Below are 26,921 nucleotides of genomic sequence, written 5' to 3' on the forward strand. Positions count from 1 at the left end.
GGTGAAAAAGCATGCAAACAACGCTGCTTGAGCAGTTTTACGAGGAGAACAAAGCCAACAATACTTGGCGCTGGGTATCCGATCTGATTTCCAAACACAAGCAAAAGGACTACTCCCTGATGAGGAAGTACGTGGATGGTGATCATGACATCCTGAAGCAGCCAGAGGAAAAGGGCAAGCCGAACAACCGAATTGTGATAAATTTCGCTCGCAAGATCATCGACTTTGGGACTGCCTACATCGCCAGCAATCCGATCCGTTATACGCCAACGTCGAAGAAGATGGCATCGATGAGTATACGGAAAAGCTGCAGGCGGTTCTGGTGGACAACGATGAAGAGAGTTTGTCCTACGAATTGATAGAGGACGGCTCTATCGATGGAGAAGTCTTTGAATACTATTATTTTGACGAAGATGGCCAAATTTGTATGACCGAGTTCAAAGCGGATGAGTGCATTGCTGTTTATGACACAACAGTGAAGGCCAAGCTGATCGCGGTCATCCGCTATTATTATCTGACCGACATGCAACGAAATGAAAAATCGCTTATCGTCGAGGTGTACGACGAAAACGAAATTACCTATCTTCGGCAGGAGGGCGCCGCGCTCGTACTGGATACGAGTAGAGAGGTCAATCCGGTCGCACATCAGGTGACTGTATTAGCCAAGGACCAAGACGGCAAGCTCCAGCAGAAACCGGTTGTGCCCTGGACACATTACGTGAACCGGCGGCGTAAACACCAACAATACCGTGATGATGGTTTGATTGAAGGCATGGGTGATCTGGCCGATCTGAAAAACCTCATGGATGCGATAAATAAAGCGGTAACCGGAAAGGTGAACGTCCAGGAATACTTCAAAAATCCGAAGGTGCTGTTTGAAGATCTCGATTTGGACGAGTTACTGCTTTATGACGAAGAGGGAAATCTGATCACCGACACGGAGAGGAAAAAGCAGTATCTTGCGAAAATGTGGGCAACCTCTCAAATCCTCATCGGAGGTAAGGCGGTGCCTATCACGTGGGACCTTCAAGATACCCATGAGGAAAATACCATCAACCGGCTGATTGAATCCCTTCTCGATCAATCGGGAACGCCGCATCTTCGGCCTGATCAAGTTGGCTCTGCGCCTTCTGGCATTGCCTTAAAGATCATCTTCTACCATGCTGACATCAAAGCTGGCCTGAAAATGCGTCAATACGGAAAAGGATTCAGAAACCGCATCCGCATCCTGACGGGCATGCTGAATGCCAAGTACAAGAAACAATGGGACTACCAAGACATCGATATCCGGTTCAGCAAAAACATGCCTGTCAATCTGGTAGAGATGGTAGATATCGTGACCAAGCTTGTCGGTCAGGTGTCGCATGAAGAGCGGTTGGCTCTCCTGCCATTCATTGATGATCCGAAAGCTTCCCGTGACAAGGTTCTGGCGGAACAGGAAGAGGAGTCCAAGCGTCGTATGGCGTTGCTTGATCCTATGGCTGTAGATGAAGAGGATGATGCTGACGGTGACGGCGGCGAAAATGATGATGGCGGGAATGACCCGCCGGGTGATGCTACATGAGCAGAGAGGAACGCTACCAAGAGGAGCTAGAAGCGCGGATTGCAAAGCATGGCATGCGGCTCAAAAAGCTGTTTGGGAAAGCGAACACCAGTATCGTCAAAGAGATTACAGACTTGTATGCCCGCTATAACGAAAGCGGTCAGGATCTCGTCTCGTTGATTTACAATGCCTCGCGGCTGGATCAAATCATGGACAGCATTCGCACCATTCTGTACAGCCTCCGTGACGAAGAGGAGCAGCAACTCCGCATTGTGTGGAGCGAAGAATACAAGCGAAGCGTTTACCACCACCTGTATTTTCTTGAACAAGATTTTGAAATCGGTGTGGTGCTTCCGCAAGTAAACTCGCAAATGATCTTTGCAGCCATCGAAAAGCCGTGGGAGGGCAGGCACTTCTCGAAGCGGATTCGATTGCGCACTGATTTATTGGCGGCGTCGATGGAAGATGTCATCACGCAAGCCGCGGTTCAGGGATGGGGCGTTACGAGGGCAGCCAAAGAAATCACGCTGCGGACGTCAGAGAGCTGGTCAAATGCTCTCCGGCTGGCACGCACCGAGTTGAACAGAGCAGCAGCACAGGGGCAGTCCACCGCCTATCAAGCGAATTCAGACATCATTGGCGAGAAAGAATTTTGTGCCACACTGGATAAGAGGACTTCCTCCCAATGTCGAAAGGCTGACGGGAAAAGATATCCGCTTGATTACGACACGCCAGAGAACCCCGGACGTGAGGGCGAGCGCATCCCCAATCATCCAAACTGCCGATCGTACTGGAGACCTGTCATCAAGTCGGCTGTGCTTGAGAAGCTGCAGCGCGAGCGATCCTATCGTATTGGCAAGGAAGAGCGAGGCTATACACCAGCTCGCAACTACGAAGAATGGGCAAAAGCAAAGGGAATAGCAACCTAAACGCACCTATTTATCAGGTGTTTTTTTGTTGCTTGGAAAGGAGGGGGCATCGATGTGATCAAGGTCAAAGCGTACCTGGATAATGGCGAAATGAAGATTCATGCCGTGGGCCATGCGGGTTATGCAGAGCATGGGAAAGACATCGTCTGTGCTGCAATCTCCACAATCATGCAGACAGCATTGCTGGGCATCCAAGCTGTAGCACAGCAATACCCCGAATACGTTTCTTTGGAAATTCAATCTGAGGAAGGAGATAGTCAAAATGAAAAAGACGCAATGGAGTTTTAAATTTCAACGATTCAACGAAGGAGGTGGTGCTACCGGCGGTGACGGCGGGAATGGAGGTGGTCAAGGTGGACAGGCCGGGAACAATGGTGGTGGTGGTACCGGAGCAGCTGCTGGTTCCAATGGAGGAGGCGGTCAAGCTGCTGCAGGAGGCGATAAGGGAGGGGAAGGCAGTAAACCTGCGGTAGCCTTTTCCTCAAAAGAGGAATACGATTCCGCTCTGCAAGGAGCAGTCAGCGATTTCCTGAAAGGCTTGGGCATTGAGAAAGCGGATGATCTGAAAGGGATTGTTGATGCCCATAAACAACAGCTGGAAGCACAAAAAACGGCGGAGCAAAAGCTGACAGAACGGGAAACCGACCTGAAAAATGCCAACAGTACCATTCAATCCCTCCGCATTGAAAATTCCTTTATCGTGGAAGCCATTAAACAAGGCGTCGATCCTGACAAACTGGCTGATGCGATTCGCTTGGCTGATCTGTCTAAAATCGAAGTCACCGATGGCGGAAAGATCAAGAACATCGACAAGCATGTGTCTGAGTTGATCACGTCAAAACCTTGGCTCAAATCAGATGGTACGCCGCGGGGCACCACGCCACAGACCAAACCGTCAACGCAACAAAAACCAACGATTCCAAACATTACTGACCTGCGAAAAATGCAGCGTATCTAAGGAGGAACCTATCCATGATGAAAAAACAAATGAGCGTAATGCCGGTAATGGCTATGGCCGCAGCCTTTTCGTTTGACATTCAAAAATTTGCAGAAGGGGCTACCCTCAGCACGGAACTGACCGGCTTGATTCCTGATGAAACCGCAGCGGACATCGTCAAGGACGTGGTTCGCGGCTCTGCGATCATGAAGCTTGCAGATTTGGAACCAATGACCACAGCCACAAAGAAGATTCCCGTCCTGCTCGATGGCCCGGGTGCCTACTGGGTCGGTGAAGGAGAGCGGATCAAAACATCCAAAGCAACCTGGGCACAAGTAACACTGCAGGCGAAAAAATTGGGTGTCATCATTCCGATGTCGAAGGAAGCACTCAACCGCCCGCGTATTGACGTTTTCGAGGAATTGAAGCCTTACATCGCCGAAGCGTTCTACACCAAGTTGGATGCAGCTGCCTTCATCGGTACGGAATCGCCGTTTGCAACCAACATCCTGACTGCGGCGGTCAACTCCGGCAACACCTTTACCCGCGGATCGGTAGCAGGACAAAACCTTGCAGATGATGTGAACAGCGTTATGGCCTTGATTGAAGCTGATGATCAAGAGCCACGCGCCTTCGCTGCCCACTTCGGGTTGAAATCTTCTCTGCGCGGTCTGAAAAACAGCCAGGGCGATCCGCTCTATCTGACTTCCGTCCGCGAAGGGGTTGCTGAAGATTCTCTGTACGCTCTTCCGATCGAATACTGCCGCAATGGTGCATGGGACAAAACAAAAGCCGATCTCATTGCTGGCGACTACAAAAAGTCCAAGGTCGGGATTCTGCAACAAATTGAATACGAAATCCTGAAAGAGGCTACCTTGCAAAGCGTCAATGCTGCAGATGGTAAGCCTCTTTCTCTTGCTGAACAGGACATGGTTGCGTTGAAAGCTACGTTCCAAGTGGCATTCCTGGTAGTCAAGGAAGCTGCATTTGGCGTGCTGCGTCCTGCCGGCTTCGTAGGTTAATCAATTCAGTGAGAAAGGAGTTGCCCCACAATGAAAAAGCCAAATGACATCCTTGTGATCAGCAAGGGTAAAGAAAAACTGAAAGTCAGTCGCAAGGCATATGAGGTCATCTACTCCCAGCATGAATACAAGATTGTGGATGACCCATCCGGGGATGACGAAGGCGGCAGTCAGGCTGTGACGACCGATGACAATCCTCAGTAACGAGCAGCTGCTGGCTCATTTTCCTGAACTGGCTTTTTTGTCGCCTGACAAGCTGAGCTCCGTTGTTCTGAATGCAAACATCTATGTGCTGGGTCAGGTGAATCTTCCTGACCCGGTGCCTGACGAATTGCGATTGGCTACGGCCATGGTTGCGAAGGATATGGCGCAGGAAAAGCGTGTAACCAGCGTGAAACAAGGGGACTATCAGGAGTCTATTTCCTACTCGTCAAACGATCCGAAGGTGCAGGATATTCTCTTGAAATACAGTAAGAAACGGGGGCAGAAGCTGTGGATGATTTGACCGAATACAAACGGCTTCTGTGCCACTCATTTACCCTTCTGGATGTCGGGGGGGAGACTGACCCCTTCACCGGAGGAAAAGACCGCTCGGAATGGCGCACAGTGGCCCAGAACGTGCCTTGCAGGGTATCTGGTTCCCCCGGTCGCATTCAGCAGCTTACAGGGCGGCAGGCAACGTCGCAGGACTTCCTCCTTCATACCCTTCATGGTGGGATCAAAGCTGGCATGCGAATTCAACTTGAACAGCCTGAATTTTCGGGACTTGTCTATCAAGTCGGATTACCTTATCCCGTTTACGGAGCTGCTGGCCTGCATCACTACGAGGTTGTGGTCAGCCTGATCGATGCAGCAACGGGAGAGGAGCCTGAAATCTAATGGCTACCGTCAACAAAAAGGACTTGGAGCGCCAGTATCGCCGCCTGAAAAAGCAAAGCAAACGGGAAATCGAAGCTGCAATGGATCGGATAGCCAGAAAGGCAGGGTTTCAAGTTTTGAGGGGCGCGCAGGATCGTGCTCCGGTTCGGGACGGTGTCCTCCGTGAATCGCTTATGATCGGGAATCCAGACAACATTTTCGACCTGATTCTTCGGGGGACGAAAGCGGAAATCACTGTCGGGACACATCTTGAATACGCCCGATACGTGGAAGAAGGCTTTACACAGCGGAAAGGGCAATTCGTCCCCGGGCATTGGGATAACGAAAAATTCATCTACGATCCGAAAGCCTATGTGCAGTTTCTTTATGATCAGGCAGCAGGCAAGAACCCAAACATCTGGGATTACGGCATGATATTAACGGGCAAACGCATTCCTGGCGTTCATTATTTGGCTCGGTCGGAAGCTGAGGTTGAATCCATCATGGATGAACTGGTGCAAGAAGAGCTCGATGAGTTGGCAAGGAGGTTGTTCCCCAATGGCTGATGATGTGCTTTCCATTCGGCACTGGCTGTATTCCTTGACCAACATCGGAGCAGAGGAACTTCCGACGCCCAAGGACTTTACACGGCCAACATGGTTTGTGGAAGAGCCTATGCGTGTTCCAGATCCAAGAAGGCCCGATGCTTACCGCGAAAGAGTCACGCTGAATGCGGTATTTCTGGCAAAGGACGTCGGCCAACGGAAGGATATTGTGCAACGAGTGAGGCAGGACCTCGCTGATAGACGTTGGATTCTTCCGCTTTACGATACGAACCGCCAGCAGGTTGGATTCATCAGGGAGTGTCGGCTGACTTTTAGCAAACCAGACGGCCTTGATCAATCAATGGAGCTGAAATATCTGGTTTATATCCCGTACACGCCGATCGAATACGACCCGTTGGAAGTGATTCATAATCGATATGATCCTACCTTGAAGAAAGGAGGGAAACCAAGTGGCACGTAGAACAGGCGCTGACCAAGATGGAGACCAACAAGCAGTGAAATATGCGAAGGAACAAATCATGAAGGTGGCAGAGCAGAAGTTCGGCTTGAATCGGACGGAAGCAATCGCTGCCTTTTTTGATGCCCTTGACGAGATGACAGTCGAGGAGGCGGAAGAGTTTGTAAAGCAGTTCAAGGAAAGGACGGTGGAATAGATGTCTGGTAAATACCAACCGGGGGAAGAGAAGGTGCTTTCCGGCGCCTACTCTTTTCTCAAATCGTTTATTGAGGAGCAGACCACAGCCGGGTTGCGTGGAAAATTCGCGCTGCCGATCGTTGCTGATTGGGGCCCGATCGGAGAGTTTATCACGGTCCGAAATAAAACCGCCGCGGAGAAGAAGTTCGGCCAGGTCGATGATTTCGACTTGGTATGGGCGGCAGACCCGCAGCCGACTGAGGTGCTCCTTTATCGTGTGGCGGGAGAAAGCGCGAAGGTTGCGAGTGCTACGTTGAAAAGCGGCGCGACTGACGTCCTGAAAATCGAGGCCAAGTATAAAGGCGCGCTTGGCAACAGCCTGAAAGTCGTAGTGCAGCCCAACCTTTTGGACAATACCAAGCGCGATTTGTTGGTTTATAAAGACGCGGAACTGGTTGACAGTCAGACAGGCGGTACAGTGGATGAACTGGTCGCTGCGTATGCTTTCAGCGATTACATCGTTCTGACCAAACTGGCGGATCAGCTGCCCGATTCAACCGCGGGGACGAATTTAACCGGTGGAGACAGCGGGAAGATTGTGGAAGCCACCAAATATACCGCTTATCAAAACGCTCTGGCTACCCAAAAAGGAAAGTTTGGCGTCTTCACATTGGGGATTGCCGATGCGGCATTGAATGCTGCCGCTCAGGATTGGGCGGATCAGCAGAACGTGCTCGGGAATTACATCAAGTTTGTTTTCGGCGGAGACTCTACGCGTGATCAGGACAAAGCGGCAATCAAAAAGGCCTCCACAGATGCAAACAACATGGTTGTGGTGAATGTCGGTAGCGGCTTCAAGTGGAAGGGCAAAACCTACCCAAGTGCCAAAACAGCGGTGTTTATTGGCTCGCTTATGGCTGCTATGCCTCTTAACTACACAATGGCCCTCTATGTGACCAAGTTTGAAGCACTCACCAAAGAGTGGGATGAAACTGATCTGATCGAACTGGTACAGTCCGGCACGCTGATGCTCAACATGGACAATGGCAAGGTAATCATTCAGGAGCCGGTAAATACGCTCACCACTCCGGGACCCGATCAATCCAAGGACTTCGGGAAAATCCGCGTGGTGGATACCTTCCATTCGATCATGTATGCGGAAGAAGAGGCGGGCAAGGAGTGGGTACGCCAGCAGCCGAACAGCAACAGTCCGGCGCGCCGCGCGGCATTCTGCCAGATGATCAAGAAGGAAGTATTGCGACCTCTTGCAGCACTGGAGGTTATTGCAGCTGACTATGAATACATCGAAGACCCTGAGTATCACGGACCAGATCCGATTTACACGCCGGCAAGAAACGCAGGGCACTTCATCGCTGGCTTCCGTCATCAGGATGCACTCGAGAAGATTTACACCTACAACAAAGCGAAATGAGGTGACTGATAATGTCAAAGGACGCACAAACCTACTCCGGTACCCACGGACATTTCTACGACCAGAACGGGAACGAATTGACCGAGTGCATTGGTTTTGAATTGACCGAGGAGTTTGACAAGGCCGAAAGCAAGCGAGCTGGTAAGCTGCGAAAGGGGCACCGTGTCGTTTCGTCATCCGTGAGCATGACGGCCACATTTGAAAGGACATCCAATGTCCAAAAGCTCATCATGGAGCTCGCCAAAAACCCTGAGGGGAAAGTGAATTTCATTGGTGAGCTTGATGACCCGATCGCCGGTAAATACCGCGTTGCGGTTATCGGATTCTCTCCTGACTCGTTGTCCATTGCCAAATGGAGTCACGGTGAGCTGGACGAGGATACATCGCTTGAAGGAACTGTGGACGATTACGATCCAATCGATTAATCCCAATTTGACTAGGAGGCGTTATACATGAGCGAATTTCTCACGATGGAAGAATTTCTGGGCATGAACACCCAGGTCGATGCAAAAGGGGAATGGGAGTGGAAGAGAAAAGGCGTGAAGCTCCCAATCCGTGCTGTCCCGGGAGACGTGTACTACAAAGCCCGCAAAGCAGCATTGAAGGTTTCTGTCTCCGGTAAAAAGAGCAAGGCAGAGCGGAAGGTTGAATTCGATGATCTGCGATTCAAGGCAGAAATCATCATTGCCGGCATTGATACCGATCGTACAAATTTCCGAATCGATTCCCAACAGGTACTGGCTAAGTATGGGAAACTGGCAGCTCACGAGGTGGTGCCTTGCATCTTTCCTTCACCGAAAGAGATCGATTCGTTGTATGAAGAGATCGCTGCAATCAGTGATTTTGCAGACGATGAGGAGGCCGAGGAAGAGGTAAAAAACTAATTAAGGAGAGCCCGGAACTGGCTCTCTATTCTTATATCTGGCAAGAAAAAAACCGCCTTCCTTCGGAAATTCTGAATCTCCCTGAACGGGAAAAGCAATTCGTCATGGTTTCCACAGTCATGGAGATGGAGCGCAAATCCGAGCAGGCAAAGAAAATGGAGCGGATTAAAAGCCGCAGGCGAAGAGGAAGGGGGAGATAGGTAATGGCTTTAACGACAACGCTTGTGTTTCAAGAGAAGATGTCCAAGCAGCTCTCCTCCCTTCTGAAACACCTTGGTGATGTTCTGGACATTTTCGACGATGTTGAAGATGCTGCAACCGATGTGGAAGATGCGTTGGATAGTATCGATCATGCTGGAATAACCCAATTGGACAATGCGATGGACGACGCCCATCGGCAAGCTACAAAGCTGGCTCGCGAAATAGCCGATGTGGATCACGAAGCGGATTCGGTCGATGATAAGCATATCACTCGATTGGAAAGAGCACTTCGGGCTGCTTCCAAGGCCGGGGATGAGGCGGCAGAATCACTCGAGTATGTTGATAAAGCAGCCGGGCACATGGAGGAAGTAGCAGGTCTTGCTGCTGCAGGTGGAGCTGTTGTAACGGCTGGCTTGTCAGCTGCAGCAGTCTCTGCCTACAACATGGATCAGGCGCTTGGAATTCTTCAAGCGAATGTTGGTGCGACAGATGAAGAGATGACAAGCATTTCGGGAACAGTGAAGGACTTGTTTACATCGGGTTTCGTGGAAACCCCATTAGAGGCAGCGGAGGCGTATGGTCGACTGCGCCAGTTGCTTGATGGAACAGATGAAGAGATTGGAAAGGTTGCTGAAGGTGCTCTGGCGCTTGAAAAGGCATCGTTTGGGAAGCTGGATCAGGAAGGGATCGCTAAGGCAATCGACATGATGCAGGGGCAATGGGCCACAGACCCCATTAAAGGGCTGGACATGATCACGGCAGCCTACCAAAGGGTCGGTGACAAAGCAGATGACTTGCTTGATACCATTTGGGAATATTCCCCTCAGTTCAAAGAAGCCGGAATCAGTGCTGAAAGAATGTTAGGAATGTTTGTGGCTGGGGCTAAGGCAGGAGCATTCAACTTTGACAAGTTAGGGGATGCATTCAAGGAAGGCTTTGGTATAAACCTGAATAAAGCTCTGGATGAGTCAGCTCTTGCTGCGCTTGAGCCTCTATTTGGCAAAGATAAGCTATTTAAGTTGATTGATCAGCTCAAGGCAGGTGGGAAAGAAGCTGAAAGTGCTATTGCAACAATCATGACTGGAATAGCTTCTGTTCAGGACAAAGCAAATCAAGACGAAGCAATGGCTGCTATTTTTAAGGGGCCCTACGAAGATGTTGGACGGCAAGCTTTGGACGCCATGCTTAATGCTGGACCCCTTGAAGACTTTGCGGGCACGACAAGCGAAATAGTAGGTCAGGTAACAAATGAGTGGCAGGCTATGGCTAACGAAATGCAACTTGCCATCGAACCAGTAGGTGAATCGGTACTGGATGTAGTAAAGCCGATTGTAAGCTCCCTTGCTTGGATCGCTAAAGGAATTGGCAATTTTACCAAGGAGCATCCCTTTATCACGAAAGTTGCGGTGTCATTTCTGATGCTTGTAACTGCGGTAACTTTACTGGTAGCCCCCTTAATATTATTGATGGGGATATATCCCACTTTGGTAGCTGGAGTCACGACTTTAAGTGGTGTCATGAGTGGATTCGGATTGGCGTCCCTAAGTGCATTATGGCCGATCCTATTGGTAATAGCAGCGGTCATTGCATTGATTGCTGTCGGCTGGTGGCTTTACGAGAACTGGGACATGGTTAGCGCCTATCTGGTAGCTGGGTGGGAATGGGTAAAGAACGCAGGAGTTGCAGTGTGGGAAGGCATATCAGCCTACCTCAATACCGTGATTGCTTTCTGGAAAGGCATCTTTACTGCTTTCACTCAGTTCATTACGGGTAACTGGTCTGGGGCATGGGAGACCATCAAGACCACCTTCTTGAACGCATTCACAACGATCGACGGTTGGTTTGGTGGATGGATCAGCGGCTTATTTGAGAGCGGACAGAAAATCATCACCACGATTGTGGATGGGATATTGTCCGTGAAGGATAAAGTCGCCGACGCCATCTCCAAAGTGTTTGAATGGGCTGACCAGTTCCTCCCTCACTCAGACGCAGATTTGGGACCGTTCTCCAGACTCACAGACAGCGGTATGGCTATTCCCGAGACGATGGCGATCGGTGTTGAGGCTTCGGGCGATTCCCTTGCGACTGCTATGGAAGATTCATTTAGCAAGGTGCCAAGCTATACACCTTCTCTCGCAAATACAGGAGTTGCTCAGGCAGCAGTTGGAGAGCAAAATGCCGGTTCAACATACGTTGATTTCCGACCGACTATTCAAGTTACATTACAAACCTCCAACATAAACAGTAAAGAGGATCTGGATGCTCTTTCCGAGAAAATTGCGGATACTCTTGCCGAAAAGGTACAGCATGTGTTGGTCGGAATCGGTACGGTTGTACTCGAGTAGAAGGGTTTTATTCCCATCAAGTAGAATATTTCTCCAGACACATTTGGAGGTGTTTTGCTTGGGTATTTTTGGGGGCAAAAAGGAAGCGGTAGATCAGGCCATAGACATGTTGATAACCACGATCGAAACAATTGACAAGCCTTTTGAGCCGATCGGGCTGGTGACCGCAACGATAATCAAGGCTCATGATCCTAACCCCGAGGTAATTGCCAAGGAACTTGCAAAGAAAGCCAAAGAAATGGGCGCCGATGCAATTCTCGGATTCCGATATGACGTTAGGATAAACGCAATAAACTGGACTGATCAGGTTGGTTACGGCACCGCAGTAAAATTCAAATAATCAGGAGGACGCTCTACACAATGTAGGGCGTCTTTTCTATTGGGGGTAGGTGAGATGAAATCCAAACATCTTGAGTTCTGGTTGACCTGGAACAATAACGCAGAGAAACTCCGTTTGCCTGTCCTGCCGCCAAAGATATCCGTGAAGATTGGTCATTCCTATACCGACATCGAGCTGGTCACGGTTGGCGAAGCGACGATCATCGGCGACCCGCAACTGGACGAGTATTCTTTCTCTACCATCTGGCCGGAAACATACGACCCTGGGATATGTGACTATGATGGATTCCCTTCCCCGGAGGAGTTTGTCGAGACGATCAAACGATGGAAGAACTCAGGCTATCCGATCCGCTTTACAGTCACCGGAAGCTCCATTAACACTCCGGCCACCATACGAGACTTTTCTCACGAGTGGGATGGGTTTGACATAGAATTCAGTCTGACGTTGAAGGAATACCGCTTTATTACGTTGGAAAGCACCAATGTGAATATTTCCTTCCAGACAGTGAACGGTGGGAAAATACGCCCCGATACTCGGTCAGCGAAGGTATCGTCCACAAAGGATAAAGAAAAAGAGAGCTTGGTTGACCAATACCTTTCCCGTGGGAAGCCAAAGCTGAAGAAGTGAGGTGTCCGCCATGCAGCCCAATTATCGATACGAGATTCGCATTCAAAAGCCCGGTAAAACGGCTCAACGAATTCCTTTCACTGAAGCCACATGGTCGGGCAGTCGGCAAGAAGCAAAGCGGACATTGGCGGTGAAAACAAACAGGGGAAGGGATAGGTTCTGGCCGAAGATTGATGTTGAAGAAGGCGACTTGATGGAACTGATCTCCTATTTTTCTGGCGCGCCTCGCTCACTTTTTGCTGGCATGATTGTAGATCTCGGGAAAACATCAAAGGGTGATATCAATCCCGTCGCGTATGATCTCGGCTTTTACCTTCTGAATAACGACGTGGTGGAGGTCACAACCGGGGAAAGATCCGATGTGCTGCTGACAAGGATGTTCCAGCAAGTGGGCATCCCAATCGGTCAAATCGGCCAGATGCCATACGTTGAGAAACAGGTCATCCGAAAAAGCCTTTGGGATGCGGTGGTGGACATCTTAAATCAGGTGTATCGCAGCAGCGGAATTCGCTACTGGTGCTGGCTTGAGCAAGGGAAAGTGTTCGTGGGAACCCAAAGGGGCCAGACAAAGCAGTGGAAGATCAGTCAGGGCACCAGCCTACTTGATGCTAGCCGTAAACGCTCCATCAGCGAAATGAGAACGGCGGTCAGGGTGGTGGGCAGTGACAACGAGAGCAGCGCGATTTTGTATGAGCTGGTGGATCAGACCAACGCCAAGCGGTACGGCAAAATGGTTAAAGTGATCGAGGTTCAGGATGAGAAAAAGGGGACAGCCTCCTCTCTTGCAAAGCAGGAATTGAGCAACCTGAACAAGATAAAAGACGAAGCTTCCATCAGTTCGCTGGGAATCGACGATATCATTGCTGGTACAAAGATCGAGGTGTTTGAGGAAATCACGCAGTTGAACGGGATTTATACTGTTTGGGGCGATAGCCATACGATTCGCCCAGGCTATCATGAAATGAAGTTGCAGCTGCAGATGGAGGTGAGTGGTGCGTGAACGGGTTTCAAAAACTTGCCCGTGTGCTTGGAGGGCCGAACAAGACAGATGCAAATTCAGTCCCGAAAGAAATGCGCCTTGAATTGGCTACCGTGCAGACCCCGCCCCCCAACCTGTCAATCCTTATCGATGGCATAAACAAACCATTCGGTAAGGATTTTCTTATGATCGCTGAGCACCTTACAAGGCATTCGCGGATCGTCACCATCATTCATGAAGAGCAGAAAGAGCGTAATCTGGGGGACAAGACGGAAAAGGACCTTCTGGATACGGATGACGATTCGCCATCACCTGAGCTCACAAAATTCTCCTACAACTTTGTGGAGTTGAAGTTTGAGGATGTCCTTAAAAAAGGGGACAGGGTGCTTGTTGCATCGGTCGGTTCGCGTTATTACATCATTGATAGGGTGGTGCGGCCATGAGCATTTTCCCTGAAATTATCGATCAGGTTGTACAACCGCAAGCAACAGAAGCTAAGCAGCAACCCTCTCTACGTACTTACGCATTTGACATTGAGCAGGGAGAATTTCTCTTACACCCGAACGGTAAACCGATCATTATCGATGGAGTAGAGGCTCTCAAACAAAATGCACAGAAGGCGCTGAGCACAGATCGCTACACCTATCCTATTTATACTTCCGCTTACGGCCATGAATTAAAGGAGTTGATCAGGGGCGAAGGTACTCGGGAATGGAAACAGGTAGAAGCAAAGCGCCTTGTTCGGGAAGCCGTGGAGTTTCTGTATGGTATCGATCGATGTGAGGGCTTCTCATTTGAATGGATTGGAGCTGGCCTGAAAATCGGCTATTTGCTTGTCACAGATCAGGGGGCGATCCCGCAGGAGGTGATAATCGAATGATGACAATTCCAACCGAAGACGAAATTTTTAACAGGCTTGTGGCAAAGTACTTGTCTATCGCTGGGCCTATGAATGTGGAGGAAGGGAGCATCCCGTATGACTTCCTCAAAGTAGACGCCATGGAACACGCCGAAGGTTATCGATTTATTCGAGCGCTGTATTACGCGCTTTGGGTGGAATATGCAGAGGGCGAGAACCTTGACCTTGCGGTAAGCACGCAAGGCATTACACGGAAGCTCGCAACAAAGGCAAGGCTCCCCACGCCACAATTAAAACTGACGGGGATTCCCGGAGATAAGATTTCTTCCGGATCTCGTTTCATGACAGAGGGAGCCGCCCCTCTGTTTTTTGTTGTCCTGGAGGATATAAATCTGGATGGCTCGGGCGTTGGAATGGGATTGCTGCAGGCAGAGGAAACAGGCCAGAAAGGCAATTTGAAAGCTGGAACGAAGCTCCTGCCTGTACAAACCATTAACGGATTGCAATCGGTTGAGCTCCTCGCTGATTTGGAAGGCGGTGCGGATGACGAGTCCGATCCAGACCTTAGGAGCCGATACTGGCAAAAGGTGCGGCGCCGGGCGACATCAGGGAATGCGGCTCACTACATTGAATGGGCTTTGGAGGTTCCGGGGGTTGCCGGAGCGCGGGTTTTTGAAAACCTCGATGGTCCAAACACCGTTCGCGTGGTGCTGCTCGGCCAGAATGGTACCTCTCCGGACGATACGATTGTGGAAGCAGCTCGAGCACATATCCAAGCGAATCGTCCGCTTGGTCCTGGTGATGATGGAATCTTCGTGGTTGCTGCAACGCCCAAAACATTCAATTTCTACGCCAAGGCTAAGCTTGCAAAGAATTTCGACCTTGCTACCGTGACTACGGCTTATCAAGCTACACTGGCCGAGTATCTGTTGGACCTTCTTGAATCGACAGATGCCGAGGAAACAATACGTCCGGTCGTTTGGACAAAAACAGGCGCTCTCCTCTTAGGGATTAAGGGTGTCGATGACTATGACGGGTTGACAATAAATGGAGTGGCAGGGAACAGCACTTTCGGGCCCGATGAGGTGCCTGTTCTTGGTTCCGTGACGCTTGAGGTGATGGCATGAGTCAGCGGCTCATTTTCCTCATTCCGCCTTATTACAGGAAGTCGAAAATTACCAATGGCATTTTGGGTGCGATCGAGAGTGAGTCGGATCGATGTGTTGACTTTGCACTGGACGTCATCAAGCAAGGGAATCCCACCCTTGCTACGTGGGGGCTGTCGAATTGGGAGAATCAATTAAAACTCCCTCCGGTACCCGAAGGAACTGCCATTGAGACTCGACGGGCAAGGGTTTTGTCTCGGCTGAATATACCTCCGCTTATCACACCAAAGGAAATGGAGAAGATAGCAGGGGAATTCACGAAATCAAAGCAAGCAACTGTTGTGGAGTATGGACGTGAGAAGCGTTTCGACGTGGTCGTTGATATCGACGATCTTCTCGATTATGAACGGCTTGCTGAGTCTGTTTTCGAAATGCGGCCAAAGCATTTGAGTTTTTCGGTTTTGGCTAAGACAAAGCCTGAAGCGATCACTGTATCAGTTTCATCTCGTTCCTTCGAAGTTGAATATCCGATTTGCGGGCAGTTTTATGCCGAGGATGACCTGGAAGGGCGCATTTATAAAGAGAGCGTAATGGTGGGAGAAGCAGCCCGGACGAATACTGTGGACTACCCTCTGACCAACACGTTCTACTCTGTTCCTGAATAGGGGGTGAGAGCATTGGCAATTGTTCAAAATCGGCTGTTGGAGCTTCTGCGAGACGATCTTAGCAATCATGTTGCGAATGCGCTGATCAATGTCGATGGTCAACTGAAGACCTATCCAATCTTTAAAACAAGCATCAGCGGCATGAAGGTCACCAAATATATCTATTTGGACGATGTGCAATCTCAAGGACAGATTCAAGCTGCATCATTGGTTGACAGCAGCGGCAATGCATTGGCAGTAAAGCCATTAAGCATCACAAAGGGCGACAGCGGACTGCTGATTGCCTTTGAATTTGAGGTCAAAGTTGAGGTGAGCACTACATGAGCTACCAAAAAAACACTTGGGTCGATCATATTGTAGATCCCGGTACCGGAGAAATCGTTCAACAAGGGACCAAGTTTACGGCCACCCGGGCAAATAACATGGAATCAGGAATCGAAAAAGCTCATCAGCTAGTCGAAGGGTTGGCTCAAAATATTCTGGGAAGTTCCGTGATTTCGGGACTGAATTTCACGACCAATGGGTTAACGGCCAACTATACTGCTGGGTCTGCTTATGTCAACGGGGTCAAATTTGATGTTGCTGCAGGTAGCATTCAATTGAACCCTACTCAGGGCCAATATATTTATCTGGACTCGGATGGTTCGGTGAAAAAAACGACAAGCCAGGCAACTGCAGATGCTAAATGTAGGCTTTGGTACTATGCCACCGATGCTATTACAGTCATAACTTCAACTGACAACAGAAACATCGTGTCTAAAGATAGTTTTGTTAAACAAACGGAAGTGGCAGCAAATGGGGCGAACAAAATCCCTCGGCTGGATGCGCAAGGAAAGGGTGCCTTTAGCATCACTGGAGATGCTGCAACGATTGGAGGAAAAGCCACGAGCGATATTGTTCTTCAGACGGAAGTCGCAGCAAGCGGAGCCAATAAGGTTCCTCGACTGGATGGCACCGGCAAGGGGGCGTTCAGTATCACTGGCGACGCTGCCACAGTCGATGGGAAATCGGTAGGAACAGGCGCAAATCAGATTCCTACCCGCGATGCCAACGGCAAACTGGTGGCGGATCAACTCGCCCGGCTGAAGATCACAAAGAGCGGGAAGGACGCTAACGGCAAATTCACACAGGTTGACTATAAGCGGGAGTCTGATAACAGCCTGTTCATGCGCTCTGTCCTCTCAAATCCTGACGCAAATGGCAACTATCAAACGGACACCTGGACGTATTACAAGGCGGATGGGACGACGGTCGCTGAAACGAAAATATGGACGATCACATATGACGCAGATGGAGACGTCACCGGCGTTGCATAGGGAGGGATGAGAGCATGGATGTAATGCAAGTCTTGGGAGCGCATGGCATTGGTGCAGGAGGCAAAGTGAACGCCGAAAAAGCCGACGAAGTGACGTTTAACTATACGGTCGCAGCCAATTCCGGCCCGATCAATTACGGGACGCTAGTAGATCTGGTAAACGGGTCTCAAGTAAGGGATTCCGTCATATCCGGAAATGGTATCGTTACGCCACTAGCTGTACTTATTGGTCAAACACCAGCGCAGACGGGGAGAGACAATGGGCAGATCAGATTAAAGGAGATCAGCCCGAATAAGTGGCTTATGTCCTTTTATGACGCTACTGCGGGCGTAGGTAAAGTAACTTTGGTTGTCTTACAAGAGGTAAACGGCGTCCTTACCCTGGGTACGCCATTTGTGACGGCAGCTTCGTCCTACAGGTACGCAATAGACCTTCTTTCCCCTACGCAGGGTCTGATTATGTATAACGGCGGGTCGGGAGTTATCCGGGCAGTAGAGATCCTTATCAATGGGACGACGATTACGACGGGTCGTACTAGTGATTCTCCTGCCCAATCGAACAACCAGGCTGACCCTGTAGCTCTGCTGCATATGGGTAACGGCTTATTCATTTGGACTTCGACGGGCGGGACGTATTCATTTGGCTATTACGGCACTCTGCTAATGACCGACACAAGCTTTACCTGGGGAAGCCCTGGTACATTCTCCAGCGAACAAGGAACTACCCAGTCTGGACTTTACAAGTTGAATAGTACCGACTTCGCGCTGCTGGGGTCTTGGAACGTAAACGGTGTCGGGGAGACTTTCCGCCTGCTGATCGGGCAAATCGACTGGTCCCAGAACAAGATTATAAACACTGTACAGAAAGACCTATTATCCGCTGCGCTTAACCGAATGTCGTTCGACCTGCATCCAGTAGACGATTCGACACTGGTAATTATGTCGGGGAGCATGTACGGAGGTAACGGGCTGACGGGGCATGTCGTTACAGTAAATCGAGATAGTACGGGAAAAGCGACCAGCATTACCGTTGTACTTAATGGGCAGCAGTTTACTGGCGACCCTGGGTACGGCATCCGAATCGTCCCATATACATCCACTCGTTTGGCGGTCTTATGTGCAACTGGAACCGGAGGCCAAATCAAAGCATACGGTTTCAACGTAAAAAGCGACGGAACGCTGGCGGCAGATGCCCCAGTAGTTTTGGGAGCTTCGGATACCAGTACAGTAGCCGCGGCAAAATCCGGTAGCGGGCATATTGTCCTTTTCGGCGACAGCGCCGATTCTTACAAGATTAAAGGGCTTGTACACCGAATTACGAACGTCGTGGGCGTAGCAATGACAGCGGCAGCTCCTGGGCAGCCTGTAAAAGTTCTACTTCGGGGATTCGTAAAAGGCCTAACCGGATTACTGCCAAATCGAACCTATTATGCAGATGCAAATGGCAATCTATCCACAACAGCAAGCGCTACCAAGCTTGGCGTAGCGATCAGCGCTACGGAATTACTTATTAAGAAAGCCTTCTGGGAAAGGTAGGTGACAATATGGCAGGGGAAAACATTAAACGGATTTACCCCATACGAGGTACAGCGACTCCAGGTCGCGCCGTTCAGTTGCTGGACACCGGAGAAATTACAAACTTACCGCTGCGAGCAATTGGACCACAGTACAACTCGCAAAAACGCCTGGTATCTAGCAGCAGCGGAAACACGCTGTACTATCCGCGCGCGCTCAAAGTAGACGATAACCGTATCTTGTACGTCTGGAACCAGGTAAGCAGTACGTATTACGTCTACGCTTCAGTCGTAACCATCGACGCTAACGAAAACTTCGTAGCGACGACGCCCGTACTGATTACTTCGGGGTCGGGAGCCGCCTACGCCGTCCAACACATGGCCGATATGGGAAACGGAAAAGCCGCCCTGTTACTAAGCACGATGCTTATTATCCTCCAAGTAAACGCGGATAACACGATTACCGTAGGTACGGGGGTAGGCATTTCCGCAGGCCAGGGCTGGGGGACTCATTCCATAATTGCGATCGACAGCAATACGGTTATGGCGGCATACACGGGGACCAACGGGAATGGAATCGCCCAACTTTTCACCGTAACAGGCGTAACCATTACCGCCGGTACACCTATTACCCATTCGACGAGTACAGCGACGTCCTATACGGCCCTGGTCCAGCTAGACGCTACCAGAGTATTTATTTCCTACTACGATAACAACGCATACCGCTTTAAGGTGTTTACCGTAAACGCCGCAGCCCGGACGTTCACGCAGGGGGCCGATTTTCTGAAATCGACGACGGGCCTGGGTCGCTGCGCGGCTACGAAAACGGCGACCGACCGGGTACTGGTCGTAATCACGAATAGCGCGAACTCAGCTTCGGCTTTCCTGTTCAAGATTACAGGCAGTACCGTATCCATCGTCCAGGATACGACCACCTTTTCGACTAGCGTAACCTTTATGCACCATGACCTTATCACGCTGGCCGAACAAGGGAAGGCCGTCTGCGCCTGGCAGAATGGAACGAACGGTGCGACTATGTATGTAACGACGATTTCTCTTGGGCTGGATTCGTTTACCGTCGATACGCCAAACGGCACTAATGTCGGAGCGATCGAGAGTTACCAATGGGTGGATTTGCTTCTCATGGATGGTGCAAACGTCGATAACCAACGGTACATTCTGATTCCTGCAGGCGGTAACGCCGTCATGGGTAAATATGGGTATCGAACAGGAAAGCTACTGGGCTACCTGGAGAACGCTCAAGGAAGCGTCGTATTGAAAGGACGAGTTAAAGGTCTGTCAAATCTGGAAGTAGGCCGACGCTACGGCGCAGACGCACAAACCGGACAGATAAACACAGTAGCCGGGTATAAGCTGGGGGTAGCTATATCTGATACCGAACTGCTCATACCTGATTACTTAATAGACTAAGGGGGTAAAACGCATGTATATCATTGCACGAAAAGAAGATAGTGCAGTCCTTTTTGTAAGCGAGAAGGCAGATTTAACGCCAGTTGGGCTAGTCCTGGACGACGTTATCGTAGCAGACGCCAACGCCGTGGAAGTTATCCCGTTTGATGGGACGCTTCCGGTAGACTTCGAAAGCGGAAAATATAAGTGCGAGGACGGGGCGCTTGTACCAAACCCAGACTTTTCGGTGTTTCTGCCAGCGGAAGAACAGCTTAAATTGCTCCAATTGGAAACAAAAGTGGATGTGGCGCAAGCGAAAAGAGAACAGGACATCAGGGATAGGATTGCTGCCGGTGAAATCACCGCAACCACTTATACATCTCTCTCAGCCGAAGAGCAGGAGTTGGTGACGCTGGTCCTGTTCAAAGATTACTCACCAGCGAAAGAAGAAGTCCCGAAAGCACTGTCAGCCGTTGAATTCGGTCTGGTGGTGCTTTTTAAATTGCTGGGCAAGGCGATCGATCGCAGCAAGCTTTCCACCGAAGAACAGCAATATCTGGACGCGATGCTCACGACCATCAACCTGAACGACATGCCGATCGACGATATCACAGATTGGCGCTATCAATACTTCCATCAGCAGTTTGAAAAGACACAGCAAAACCGCCAGGATTATTACAACGCAAAGATGGCTGTAACTGGCACCTGGTAGGGGGCGGGGCGTGTGAAACTTCAACGCTTCGATCTCCTTTTTTACAAGGGGGATTCATGGATAGGAAAGATCATCAGGGGGGTCACCGACTCCCCTTATTCTCATGTTGCAATCGTCTTGGACGAGCTCCACCTCGCGGAGACCGATTGGCGATATCCTTTTCAGATTCGTCATATGGAATACCGGCCAGACGAATATGATGTTTTCCGTCTCAAAGAGACCTTATCTGATTTGCAAAAACAGCGGATGCAGCAATTTATCAATGAGCATTTGCGGACGCCTTATGACCTGATGCAATCGCTCAGCAATGGCTTGTTTATTCTTTCACAAGGCAGAATTCATGTCATGGATGCCGCAAACAAGATGAATTGCTGCGAGTCGGCTTACAAGATGTATCAGACAGCGTGTATTGAGCTTCTTTCAGAGAGACCAAAAAATTTTCTGCCGCCTGGACTACTGGCTTCATCAGAGAAACTTTCCAAGGTTGCATAGGGGTAGCTGCCCCTCTTCATCACGACTGATAGCCTGCCCCGAACCGATCGGAGCTTTATTTTTTTGCCCCGAGGGGGTGAGGAGGAAGATGAATACATGAAATTTATCCAGAGCCTAGAGAATGTAGCGACCCCATCAAACGGCATCGCGGCTGCTATTGGGGCGGTGCTGGCACCTATTTTTCAATATTTTTACGGCACTGGCCGAACAGATATCATGGTTGTGCTTTTGCTATGTATCGCATTGGATTGGATCACTGGTATCCAAGCAGCAAAGAAAAAGGACAAAACCTATTCATCCGAGTATGGGCTGAGTCGAATTCCTCGGACATTGTTTCTCTTGACCCTTCCAGCGGTCGCCAATTTGCTTGATCGGGTCATGGCGACGCCTGGGTTCCTCTTTTACGGTGTCACATTTGGGCTAATTTATCATACATGGAACAGCCTGACGGCAAATGCTCATCGAGCAGGATGGCCGGTACCAAAGGCTATTGTCAATATGGTGGCTACTGAGATCAAAGCCAAGTCTGAACGTGCAATTAAGCAGAAGGAAGGGAAGTAACATGCAAATTACGGATATGCTTTTGACCAATAGAAATGCGCGCCCCGGGACCAGAATCACACCCCGGGGCCTTGTTATTCACTGGACGGCCAACGAAGGAAAAGGAGCCAACGCCGTGGCCAACCGCAACTACTTCAACAAACCTACTACCGAAGCCAGCGCCCACTATATTGTTGATGACAAGCAAATTGTACGCTGCCTTCCAGAAACAGAGATGGGCTACCACGTCGGTGCGAAATCGTACAAGCCCGATGCCCTGAAGCAGTTGAGTAGCTATCCGAACAACTGCACGATTGGGATCGAGATGTGTGTCAACTCGGATGGCGACTTCAAAGCGATGTACCAGCGAACGGTGGAGCTGGCAGCCGACATCCTGAAGCGGTATTGCTGGGGAGTGGATCGCCTGTGGAGGCATTTCGACATCACAGGAAAAAACTGCCCAGCCTATTTTGTTTCTGACGACTTCGCCCGCCGATTTACCTGCCTGACAGCGGCGCAGGCGTGGGGCAAATTTAAAGCAGATGTGCAGAAGTTACTCACATCAAATCCACAGCCAACCCCAAAGCCTGTGGACAAGGTTTTCATTGAGATCAACGGCGTTCACTTGAAAGCCGATGGCTACCTTAAGGATGAGGTTTCCATGCTCCCAGTCAGAGCGGTTGCAGAAGCGTTGGGGATGACACCGGTGTACGATCCTGCCACCAAACAGGTGACGGTCAACGGCCACGACTTGACGGAGACCATCGAGGTCGGCGTATCCTACGCCCCGGCCCGGGAGTTGGCCGCAGCGCTCGGCCTGCAAGTCGAATGGGATGGAACGACCAAAACAGTAAAACTGTCGAAAGGATGTGTTTGCAAATGATGTTTGATCAAGTGATAGGGTTTGTTCAGGAGTGGGGCGCGCTGATCGCTTTGCTCCTATTTATTTTGCTCTTTATGGCAGCCGATCTTTTCCCGCGCATCTTCGGGTTTATTGCTCAAATCGAGAGCCTCTATCCTGGATTCGAGTTGTACGTGCTGACCAAGGAACAAGAGCTCATCGATCGATACGAATATCTGCCTGTTCGCATACAGTATGGGTTCAAACTTTTCGGCGGGAAGATAGCGTGGGCGTGGTTGGTGACTTGGATGTATCGGTATTTGCGTACCCGAATGAAAAAGCTGAATAGCGAATGAATTGAGTAACATGGGCCCTCTGGTGGAGCAATCCATCGGAGGGTTGTTGGTTTCCCGAAATGTAAAAAATGCTTGACTAATCTCTTAGATATCAATAAAATACCCTATTCATGATATTATTCTTAAGTTATTATCTCATTATACGAGATCGAATTTAGTAAGTATTTCTAGAATTGTGGTGAAAAAAGTGAGCATTTCAGCAATAGATTTATTCTGTGGAATCGGTGGATTGACACATGGTGCAATTAGATCGGGAATAAGAGTAATTGCAGGTATTGATATTGACGAAACCTGTAGATTTGCGTATGAGAAAAATAACAACTCGATTTTTATTAACAAGAACATAAATGAAGTTTCTGGAGAAGAAATAAATGCAATGTATCCACCAGATGACATAAGAGTACTTTTGGGTTGCGCTCCGTGCCAACCTTTCTCAAACTATACTAATAAATTAAAAAATCGAACAGAAGATGAGAAATGGGGGTTACTCTACTCATTCTCAAGGATTATTAAGGAGAGCATGCCCGAGATCATATCTATGGAAAATGTGCCTCAACTACAGTCGAAACAAATCTTTTCGGATTTTGTCAAGACGTTAGAGGAACTAGGTTATTTCGTTTCATGGAAAAGTGTATACTGCCCTGATTATGGGATTCCTCAAAGTAGAAGAAGGCTGGTTCTACTGGCATCAAAATTCGGGAATATCCAAATCATCCCCCCAACTCATACACCAGAAAATTACGTAACCGTGCGTGATGTAATAGGGAACTTAGAAAAAATAGTAGACGGGGAAGTTTCTGTAAAAGATACTATTCATAGAGCAAGAAAATTTACCGAGATCAATAAGAAAAGGATTAAACAATCAAAACCTGGTGGTACGTGGATGGATTGGGATCCGGAATTATTGGCAGCCTGCCATAGAAAAGATTCCGGTAAATCTTTTAAATCGGTTTATGCAAGAATGGAATGGGATAAACCCTCCCCCACAATAACAACCCAGTTTTATGGTTACGGAAACGGGCGTTTTGGTCATCCAGAACAAGATAGAGCATTGTCATTGAGAGAGGGGGCGCTTCTACAAACCTTTCCAATTGATTATGATTTTGCTGACCCGAATCGAGTTATTTCTTTTGATGTTCTTGGTAGACATATTGGTAATGCTGTTCCAGTGAAGCTTGGGGAAGTAATAGGGATAAGTATCCAAAAGCATTTGGAGGAGATAAATCGTGGACAATAAATTTGAAATGACAATGAGTCTTAACGTCCTTCAACATTTGGGGATTAATTTATACAGTAATATACCAGCTGTTCTGTCGGAAGTAGTTGCAAATGCTTGGGATGCAGACGCAGAAGAAGTACACATTCATATAGCTGATGATAAAATAACCATCCAGGATAATGGCTCCGGGATGACTGTTGATGACATTAACCAAAAATTTCTTAATGTTGGATACCAAAAAAGAGAACACGGAAACTCAATAACACCAAAATTTAAACGCAAAGTAATGGGCAGAAAGGGAATTGGCAAGCTTTCATTATTTTCGATTGCTCATAATATTGAGGTTCATACTTGCAAATATGGTGTAAAGAGTGGTTTTAAAATTTCAACAGACGCATTGGAGAAAAAAATTAAAGAGGGTGAATCTACTTATTTTCCTGATGAAATCGAGTTAGATAAGATTCAAATAGAGAAAGATGGCACGCTGATTATACTTACAGATTTGAAAAAGAGGACTAGCAACGCGGCTTCTTTTTTACGGAAAAGACTCGCTCGGAGGTTTAGTATTGTTGGTGCAGAGTACAATTTCCAAATTTATATTGATAACTCTCCAATTGAGGTCACCGATAGAGAGTATTTTCATAAAATAAAGCACTTATGGACTTATACCGATGAAGAGCATGATGTAGATTATAAAAAGTATTGTAGAGAAAAGCTTGCTTTTTGTGATGATCAAAGACCGACAGTGATAGAAGGGACCCCTTATAAAGTTCATGGATGGATTGGGGCAGTGGAGTTTTCAGGCGACTTAAAGGACGAGAATGACAATTTAAATAAAATCGTTGTAATGGTCCGGGGGAAATTGGCACAGGAGGATATATTAGAAGACTTTTCTGAAGGTGGGTTATACACTAAGTATCTTATCGGAGAACTTCATGCTGACTTTTTGGATTTAGATGAGGAAGCCGATATTGCAACTAGCAACAGACAGAGAATTATCGAAGACGACCCTAGGTACATCTATTTGAAAGAATTTCTGAAAAAAGAATTAAGACATATCGCTAATCACTGGACAAAACTTAGGAACGAAGAGGGGAAGGATCAAGCATTAAAAATTCCAGCAATAAAAAACTGGTTTAGTGAGCTTGGGAGTGATCATAGAAAAAAAGCAGAATCTTTGTTTGGTAAAATTAACCAACTGACTTTAGATCCTGATGCAAAGAAAGATTTGTTCAAACATAGCGTGTTGGCTTTTGAAAGTTTTAGATATAAAGAGAATCTGGAGCAGTTTGACAAAATATCACCTGAAAACATTCAACTGATAGCCAAGGTAATTGATAACTTTGATGATATTGAAGCAACCTTGTATCATCAAATTGTAAATGAAAGATTAAAAGTAATAGAGTTACTTCAAGAAAAAGTTGATGATGATGCTCTTGAAAGAGTGTTGCAAGAACATTTATATACCCACCTATGGCTACTTGATCCATCATGGGATCGTGCAACCGAAACACCATATATGGAACAGTCAATTGCCAAGGAATTTGAAAAAGTGAATGCTGATTTTTCTGAGGAAGAGCGAAAAGCGCGATACGATATAAGATATAAAAAAGTTTCTGGAAAACATGTAATTATTGAATTGAAAAGAGCTAGCGTAACAACTAATACTTTCAAACTAATGGAGCAGGTTACTAAATATCGTGACGCTCTTAGAAAGGTACTAATTGAAACTGGTAAAGAATATGAACCGATTGAGATTATCTGTATAGTCGGCAAACAATTATCTGATTGGACAAATGAATCAAAGAGAGAAGAGTCTGCTCGAGCATTAGCTTCCTATAACGCCAGGGTGGTGTTGTACAAACAACTTATTGATGATTCCTATAATTCATATCAAAGTTTCTTGGAAGTCAACAAGGAAGCTGGAAGAGTATCTAGGTTGATCCAAGAAATTGATAATGACATGAGTCATTTATTAAGTTGATTTAACTTCTATGAGGTTATGATTGTCGACTATCCAGCTATCATTTTCCTCGTAAGTTAAGCCATCGCATCTAACGATCACTGGTCGACCACCACAAGCAGGTGCGTAACATTTGATATAATATTCCGCACTTAAATCAATCTTTGGAGGCTTCCCTGTTAAAATTGGATAGCCAAGACTACGGTTTGTTCTGAATTTTTTTCGATTTTCCATTTGCCCATTGAATGAGTGATATGGAAAATCTTTTTTATTTATTACAAGCCAAGCACTGATGTTCGTGTTTATACCGAGATCTTCCATCGCAGACTCATCAATTTTAATATATAATTCCTCATTTCCTGTTTCGGGACGATGACTTGCTATAAGGATTCTCATATTAAACCCTCCCCGTAACGATGAGTAACCAGAATGATACACTTTATTTTAGTGTCTGAGAGAATATGCCTTCTTGTAACGAGTATATCTATATTTTAATCAAATTAGGCATTCCCTAAACACCATTTGTTCTCACCATTTATCGACAGGAGAATAATTGCAAACAAAACTGCAAACGCACTGTTTGCAAAAGGCGGAAATGTAATGAAGTGTTAAGGCGATATATTAGATAAGAA

35 protein-coding genes are annotated in these 26,921 nt (G+C 48.1%); 34 read left to right on the forward strand and 1 reads right to left on the reverse strand.

Annotation, left to right across the window (positions count from 1 at the left end; genetic code table 11):
- Positions 1–11 precede the first annotated feature (11 nt).
- From M655_RS28305 to M655_RS09490, 34 genes are all read left to right on the forward strand, one after another.
- Positions 12–359, forward strand: a complete 348-nt coding sequence (locus M655_RS28305; protein WP_502708197.1) for a phage portal protein — start codon at positions 12–14, stop codon at positions 357–359.
- Positions 323–1,564 (forward strand): phage portal protein, encoded by a 1,242-nt coding sequence (locus M655_RS09330; protein ID WP_502708198.1) that lies wholly within the window; start codon positions 323–325, stop codon positions 1,562–1,564. The genes M655_RS28305 and M655_RS09330 overlap by 37 nt, the downstream gene beginning before the upstream one ends.
- Entirely contained in the window at positions 1,561–2,472 is a 912-nt protein-coding gene (locus tag M655_RS09335; RefSeq protein ID WP_026557465.1) for a minor capsid protein, read from the forward strand. The genes M655_RS09330 and M655_RS09335 overlap by 4 nt, the downstream gene beginning before the upstream one ends.
- Positions 2,473–2,526: 54 nt before the next feature.
- Complete coding sequence (locus M655_RS09340; RefSeq protein WP_026557464.1) at positions 2,527–2,760, forward strand: ribosomal-processing cysteine protease Prp; 234 nt, start codon at positions 2,527–2,529, stop codon at positions 2,758–2,760.
- Positions 2,735–3,430: a hypothetical protein gene (locus M655_RS09345; protein WP_026557463.1), complete on the forward strand. Its 696-nt coding sequence runs from the start codon at positions 2,735–2,737 to the stop codon at positions 3,428–3,430. Before M655_RS09340 ends, M655_RS09345 begins: the two co-directional genes overlap by 26 nt.
- A 14-nt stretch (positions 3,431–3,444) precedes the next feature.
- On the forward strand, positions 3,445–4,431 hold the full coding sequence (locus tag M655_RS09350; RefSeq protein ID WP_026557462.1) for a phage major capsid protein: 987 nt from the start codon (positions 3,445–3,447) through the stop codon (positions 4,429–4,431).
- A 30-nt stretch (positions 4,432–4,461) separates the two neighbouring features.
- Positions 4,462–4,635 carry a hypothetical protein gene (locus tag M655_RS09355; RefSeq protein WP_005836794.1) on the forward strand — a complete coding sequence of 58 codons (174 nt, stop codon included), beginning with the start codon at positions 4,462–4,464 and terminating at the stop codon, positions 4,633–4,635.
- Entirely contained in the window at positions 4,619–4,936 is a 318-nt protein-coding gene (locus M655_RS09360) for a head-tail connector protein (RefSeq protein WP_026557461.1), read from the forward strand. The genes M655_RS09355 and M655_RS09360 overlap by 17 nt, the downstream gene beginning before the upstream one ends.
- On the forward strand, positions 4,924–5,310 hold the full coding sequence (locus M655_RS09365) for a hypothetical protein (protein ID WP_026557460.1): 387 nt from the start codon (positions 4,924–4,926) through the stop codon (positions 5,308–5,310). Before M655_RS09360 ends, M655_RS09365 begins: the two co-directional genes overlap by 13 nt.
- Positions 5,310–5,855 carry an HK97 gp10 family phage protein gene (locus M655_RS09370; protein WP_026557459.1) on the forward strand — a complete coding sequence of 182 codons (546 nt, stop codon included), beginning with the start codon at positions 5,310–5,312 and terminating at the stop codon, positions 5,853–5,855. Before M655_RS09365 ends, M655_RS09370 begins: the two co-directional genes overlap by 1 nt.
- The gene (locus M655_RS09375) at positions 5,848–6,315 is read left to right on the forward strand and encodes a hypothetical protein (protein ID WP_026557458.1); all 468 of its coding nucleotides are present in this window, start codon (positions 5,848–5,850) and stop codon (positions 6,313–6,315) included. The genes M655_RS09370 and M655_RS09375 overlap by 8 nt, the downstream gene beginning before the upstream one ends.
- Entirely contained in the window at positions 6,305–6,508 is a 204-nt protein-coding gene (locus M655_RS09380) for a YqzN/YkzM domain-containing protein (protein WP_026557457.1), read from the forward strand. Before M655_RS09375 ends, M655_RS09380 begins: the two co-directional genes overlap by 11 nt.
- Positions 6,509–7,921: a phage tail sheath N-terminal beta-sandwich domain-containing protein gene (locus tag M655_RS09385; protein WP_026557456.1), complete on the forward strand. Its 1,413-nt coding sequence runs from the start codon at positions 6,509–6,511 to the stop codon at positions 7,919–7,921. It begins immediately after the preceding gene.
- A gap of 11 nt (positions 7,922–7,932) precedes the next feature.
- On the forward strand, positions 7,933–8,346 hold the full coding sequence (locus M655_RS09390; RefSeq protein ID WP_005836779.1) for a phage tail tube protein: 414 nt from the start codon (positions 7,933–7,935) through the stop codon (positions 8,344–8,346).
- A 27-nt stretch (positions 8,347–8,373) separates the two neighbouring features.
- Positions 8,374–8,805 carry a phage tail assembly chaperone gene (locus M655_RS09395; protein ID WP_026557455.1) on the forward strand — a complete coding sequence of 144 codons (432 nt, stop codon included), beginning with the start codon at positions 8,374–8,376 and terminating at the stop codon, positions 8,803–8,805.
- A 203-nt stretch (positions 8,806–9,008) separates the two neighbouring features.
- The gene (locus M655_RS09400) at positions 9,009–11,351 is read left to right on the forward strand and encodes a phage tail tape measure protein (protein WP_026557454.1); all 2,343 of its coding nucleotides are present in this window, start codon (positions 9,009–9,011) and stop codon (positions 11,349–11,351) included.
- A gap of 58 nt (positions 11,352–11,409) precedes the next feature.
- Positions 11,410–11,691 carry a heavy metal-binding domain-containing protein gene (locus tag M655_RS09405; protein ID WP_035422757.1) on the forward strand — a complete coding sequence of 94 codons (282 nt, stop codon included), beginning with the start codon at positions 11,410–11,412 and terminating at the stop codon, positions 11,689–11,691.
- Between the two features lie 54 nt (positions 11,692–11,745).
- Complete coding sequence (locus M655_RS09410; protein WP_026557453.1) at positions 11,746–12,318, forward strand: cupin domain-containing protein; 573 nt, start codon at positions 11,746–11,748, stop codon at positions 12,316–12,318.
- A gap of 10 nt (positions 12,319–12,328) precedes the next feature.
- A complete protein-coding gene (locus M655_RS09415) occupies positions 12,329–13,318 on the forward strand; it encodes an XkdQ/YqbQ family protein (RefSeq protein ID WP_026557452.1) in 990 nt (329 codons plus the stop codon).
- On the forward strand, positions 13,315–13,740 hold the full coding sequence (locus M655_RS09420; RefSeq protein ID WP_026557451.1) for a DUF2577 domain-containing protein: 426 nt from the start codon (positions 13,315–13,317) through the stop codon (positions 13,738–13,740). Before M655_RS09415 ends, M655_RS09420 begins: the two co-directional genes overlap by 4 nt.
- Complete coding sequence (locus M655_RS09425; RefSeq protein ID WP_026557450.1) at positions 13,737–14,177, forward strand: DUF2634 domain-containing protein; 441 nt, start codon at positions 13,737–13,739, stop codon at positions 14,175–14,177. The genes M655_RS09420 and M655_RS09425 overlap by 4 nt, the downstream gene beginning before the upstream one ends.
- Entirely contained in the window at positions 14,174–15,283 is a 1,110-nt protein-coding gene (locus M655_RS09430) for a baseplate J/gp47 family protein (RefSeq protein WP_026557449.1), read from the forward strand. Before M655_RS09425 ends, M655_RS09430 begins: the two co-directional genes overlap by 4 nt.
- Complete coding sequence (locus M655_RS09435) at positions 15,280–15,927, forward strand: putative phage tail protein (RefSeq protein ID WP_051353894.1); 648 nt, start codon at positions 15,280–15,282, stop codon at positions 15,925–15,927. The genes M655_RS09430 and M655_RS09435 overlap by 4 nt, the downstream gene beginning before the upstream one ends.
- A 3-nt stretch (positions 15,928–15,930) precedes the next feature.
- Positions 15,931–16,251, forward strand: coding sequence for a hypothetical protein (locus tag M655_RS09440; RefSeq protein WP_286085994.1), 321 nt, complete (start codon positions 15,931–15,933; stop codon positions 16,249–16,251).
- Positions 16,248–17,243, forward strand: coding sequence for a hypothetical protein (locus M655_RS09445; protein WP_051353893.1), 996 nt, complete (start codon positions 16,248–16,250; stop codon positions 17,241–17,243). Before M655_RS09440 ends, M655_RS09445 begins: the two co-directional genes overlap by 4 nt.
- A 14-nt stretch (positions 17,244–17,257) precedes the next feature.
- Entirely contained in the window at positions 17,258–18,778 is a 1,521-nt protein-coding gene (locus tag M655_RS09450) for a hypothetical protein (protein WP_026557447.1), read from the forward strand.
- 8 nt (positions 18,779–18,786) lie between these two features.
- Positions 18,787–20,187, forward strand: a complete 1,401-nt coding sequence (locus M655_RS09455) for a hypothetical protein (protein WP_026557446.1) — start codon at positions 18,787–18,789, stop codon at positions 20,185–20,187.
- Positions 20,188–20,200: 13 nt separating this feature from the next.
- Positions 20,201–20,878 carry a hypothetical protein gene (locus M655_RS09460; RefSeq protein WP_026557445.1) on the forward strand — a complete coding sequence of 226 codons (678 nt, stop codon included), beginning with the start codon at positions 20,201–20,203 and terminating at the stop codon, positions 20,876–20,878.
- Positions 20,879–20,890: 12 nt separating this feature from the next.
- On the forward strand, positions 20,891–21,370 hold the full coding sequence (locus M655_RS09465; RefSeq protein ID WP_026557444.1) for a C40 family peptidase: 480 nt from the start codon (positions 20,891–20,893) through the stop codon (positions 21,368–21,370).
- A gap of 96 nt (positions 21,371–21,466) precedes the next feature.
- A complete protein-coding gene (locus M655_RS09470) occupies positions 21,467–21,931 on the forward strand; it encodes a phage holin family protein (protein WP_026557443.1) in 465 nt (154 codons plus the stop codon).
- Position 21,932: 1 nt separating this feature from the next.
- Positions 21,933–22,793, forward strand: coding sequence for an N-acetylmuramoyl-L-alanine amidase (locus M655_RS09475; protein WP_026557442.1), 861 nt, complete (start codon positions 21,933–21,935; stop codon positions 22,791–22,793).
- Positions 22,790–23,107, forward strand: coding sequence for a hypothetical protein (locus M655_RS09480; protein WP_286085995.1), 318 nt, complete (start codon positions 22,790–22,792; stop codon positions 23,105–23,107). The genes M655_RS09475 and M655_RS09480 overlap by 4 nt, the downstream gene beginning before the upstream one ends.
- 187 nt (positions 23,108–23,294) lie before the next feature.
- Positions 23,295–24,344, forward strand: coding sequence for a DNA cytosine methyltransferase (locus M655_RS09485; RefSeq protein ID WP_026557440.1), 1,050 nt, complete (start codon positions 23,295–23,297; stop codon positions 24,342–24,344).
- Positions 24,334–26,310, forward strand: a complete 1,977-nt coding sequence (locus M655_RS09490) for a BbrUII/HgiDII family restriction enzyme (RefSeq protein ID WP_026557439.1) — start codon at positions 24,334–24,336, stop codon at positions 26,308–26,310. Before M655_RS09485 ends, M655_RS09490 begins: the two co-directional genes overlap by 11 nt.
- On the opposite strand, the gene M655_RS09495 is transcribed toward M655_RS09490, so the two are convergent.
- Complete coding sequence (locus M655_RS09495) at positions 26,302–26,685, reverse strand: hypothetical protein (RefSeq protein ID WP_026557438.1); 384 nt, start codon at positions 26,683–26,685, stop codon at positions 26,302–26,304. The genes M655_RS09490 and M655_RS09495 overlap by 9 nt on opposite strands.
- Positions 26,686–26,921: the final 236 nt, after the last annotated feature.

This window comes from Brevibacillus sp. NSP2.1 (genome assembly GCF_000470975.2).
GTDB lineage: Bacteria > Bacillota > Bacilli > Brevibacillales > Brevibacillaceae > Brevibacillus > Brevibacillus agri.

Coding starts and splice junctions, on each gene's coding strand:
- M655_RS09345 (WP_026557463.1), top strand. CDS start 2,735: ATGAAAAAGACGCAATGGAGTTTTAAATTTCAACGATTCAACGAAGGA.
- M655_RS09460 (WP_026557445.1), top strand. CDS start 20,201: ATGTATATCATTGCACGAAAAGAAGATAGTGCAGTCCTTTTTGTAAGC.
- M655_RS09385 (WP_026557456.1), top strand. CDS start 6,509: ATGTCTGGTAAATACCAACCGGGGGAAGAGAAGGTGCTTTCCGGCGCC.
- M655_RS09480 (WP_286085995.1), top strand. CDS start 22,790: ATGATGTTTGATCAAGTGATAGGGTTTGTTCAGGAGTGGGGCGCGCTG.
- M655_RS09430 (WP_026557449.1), top strand. CDS start 14,174: ATGATGACAATTCCAACCGAAGACGAAATTTTTAACAGGCTTGTGGCA.
- M655_RS09335 (WP_026557465.1), top strand. CDS start 1,561: ATGAGCAGAGAGGAACGCTACCAAGAGGAGCTAGAAGCGCGGATTGCA.
- M655_RS09415 (WP_026557452.1), top strand. CDS start 12,329: ATGCAGCCCAATTATCGATACGAGATTCGCATTCAAAAGCCCGGTAAA.
- M655_RS09350 (WP_026557462.1), top strand. CDS start 3,445: ATGATGAAAAAACAAATGAGCGTAATGCCGGTAATGGCTATGGCCGCA.
- M655_RS09475 (WP_026557442.1), top strand. CDS start 21,933: ATGCAAATTACGGATATGCTTTTGACCAATAGAAATGCGCGCCCCGGG.
- M655_RS09410 (WP_026557453.1), top strand. CDS start 11,746: ATGAAATCCAAACATCTTGAGTTCTGGTTGACCTGGAACAATAACGCA.
- M655_RS09400 (WP_026557454.1), top strand. CDS start 9,009: ATGGCTTTAACGACAACGCTTGTGTTTCAAGAGAAGATGTCCAAGCAG.
- M655_RS28305 (WP_502708197.1), top strand. CDS start 12: ATGCAAACAACGCTGCTTGAGCAGTTTTACGAGGAGAACAAAGCCAAC.
- M655_RS09470 (WP_026557443.1), top strand. CDS start 21,467: ATGAAATTTATCCAGAGCCTAGAGAATGTAGCGACCCCATCAAACGGC.
- M655_RS09370 (WP_026557459.1), top strand. CDS start 5,310: ATGGCTACCGTCAACAAAAAGGACTTGGAGCGCCAGTATCGCCGCCTG.
- M655_RS09375 (WP_026557458.1), top strand. CDS start 5,848: ATGGCTGATGATGTGCTTTCCATTCGGCACTGGCTGTATTCCTTGACC.
- M655_RS09395 (WP_026557455.1), top strand. CDS start 8,374: ATGAGCGAATTTCTCACGATGGAAGAATTTCTGGGCATGAACACCCAG.
- M655_RS09445 (WP_051353893.1), top strand. CDS start 16,248: ATGAGCTACCAAAAAAACACTTGGGTCGATCATATTGTAGATCCCGGT.
- M655_RS09495 (WP_026557438.1), bottom strand. CDS start 26,685: ATGAGAATCCTTATAGCAAGTCATCGTCCCGAAACAGGAAATGAGGAA.
- M655_RS09435 (WP_051353894.1), top strand. CDS start 15,280: ATGAGTCAGCGGCTCATTTTCCTCATTCCGCCTTATTACAGGAAGTCG.
- M655_RS09355 (WP_005836794.1), top strand. CDS start 4,462: ATGAAAAAGCCAAATGACATCCTTGTGATCAGCAAGGGTAAAGAAAAA.
- M655_RS09360 (WP_026557461.1), top strand. CDS start 4,619: ATGACAATCCTCAGTAACGAGCAGCTGCTGGCTCATTTTCCTGAACTG.
- M655_RS09455 (WP_026557446.1), top strand. CDS start 18,787: ATGGCAGGGGAAAACATTAAACGGATTTACCCCATACGAGGTACAGCG.
- M655_RS09450 (WP_026557447.1), top strand. CDS start 17,258: ATGGATGTAATGCAAGTCTTGGGAGCGCATGGCATTGGTGCAGGAGGC.
- M655_RS09390 (WP_005836779.1), top strand. CDS start 7,933: ATGTCAAAGGACGCACAAACCTACTCCGGTACCCACGGACATTTCTAC.
- M655_RS09425 (WP_026557450.1), top strand. CDS start 13,737: ATGAGCATTTTCCCTGAAATTATCGATCAGGTTGTACAACCGCAAGCA.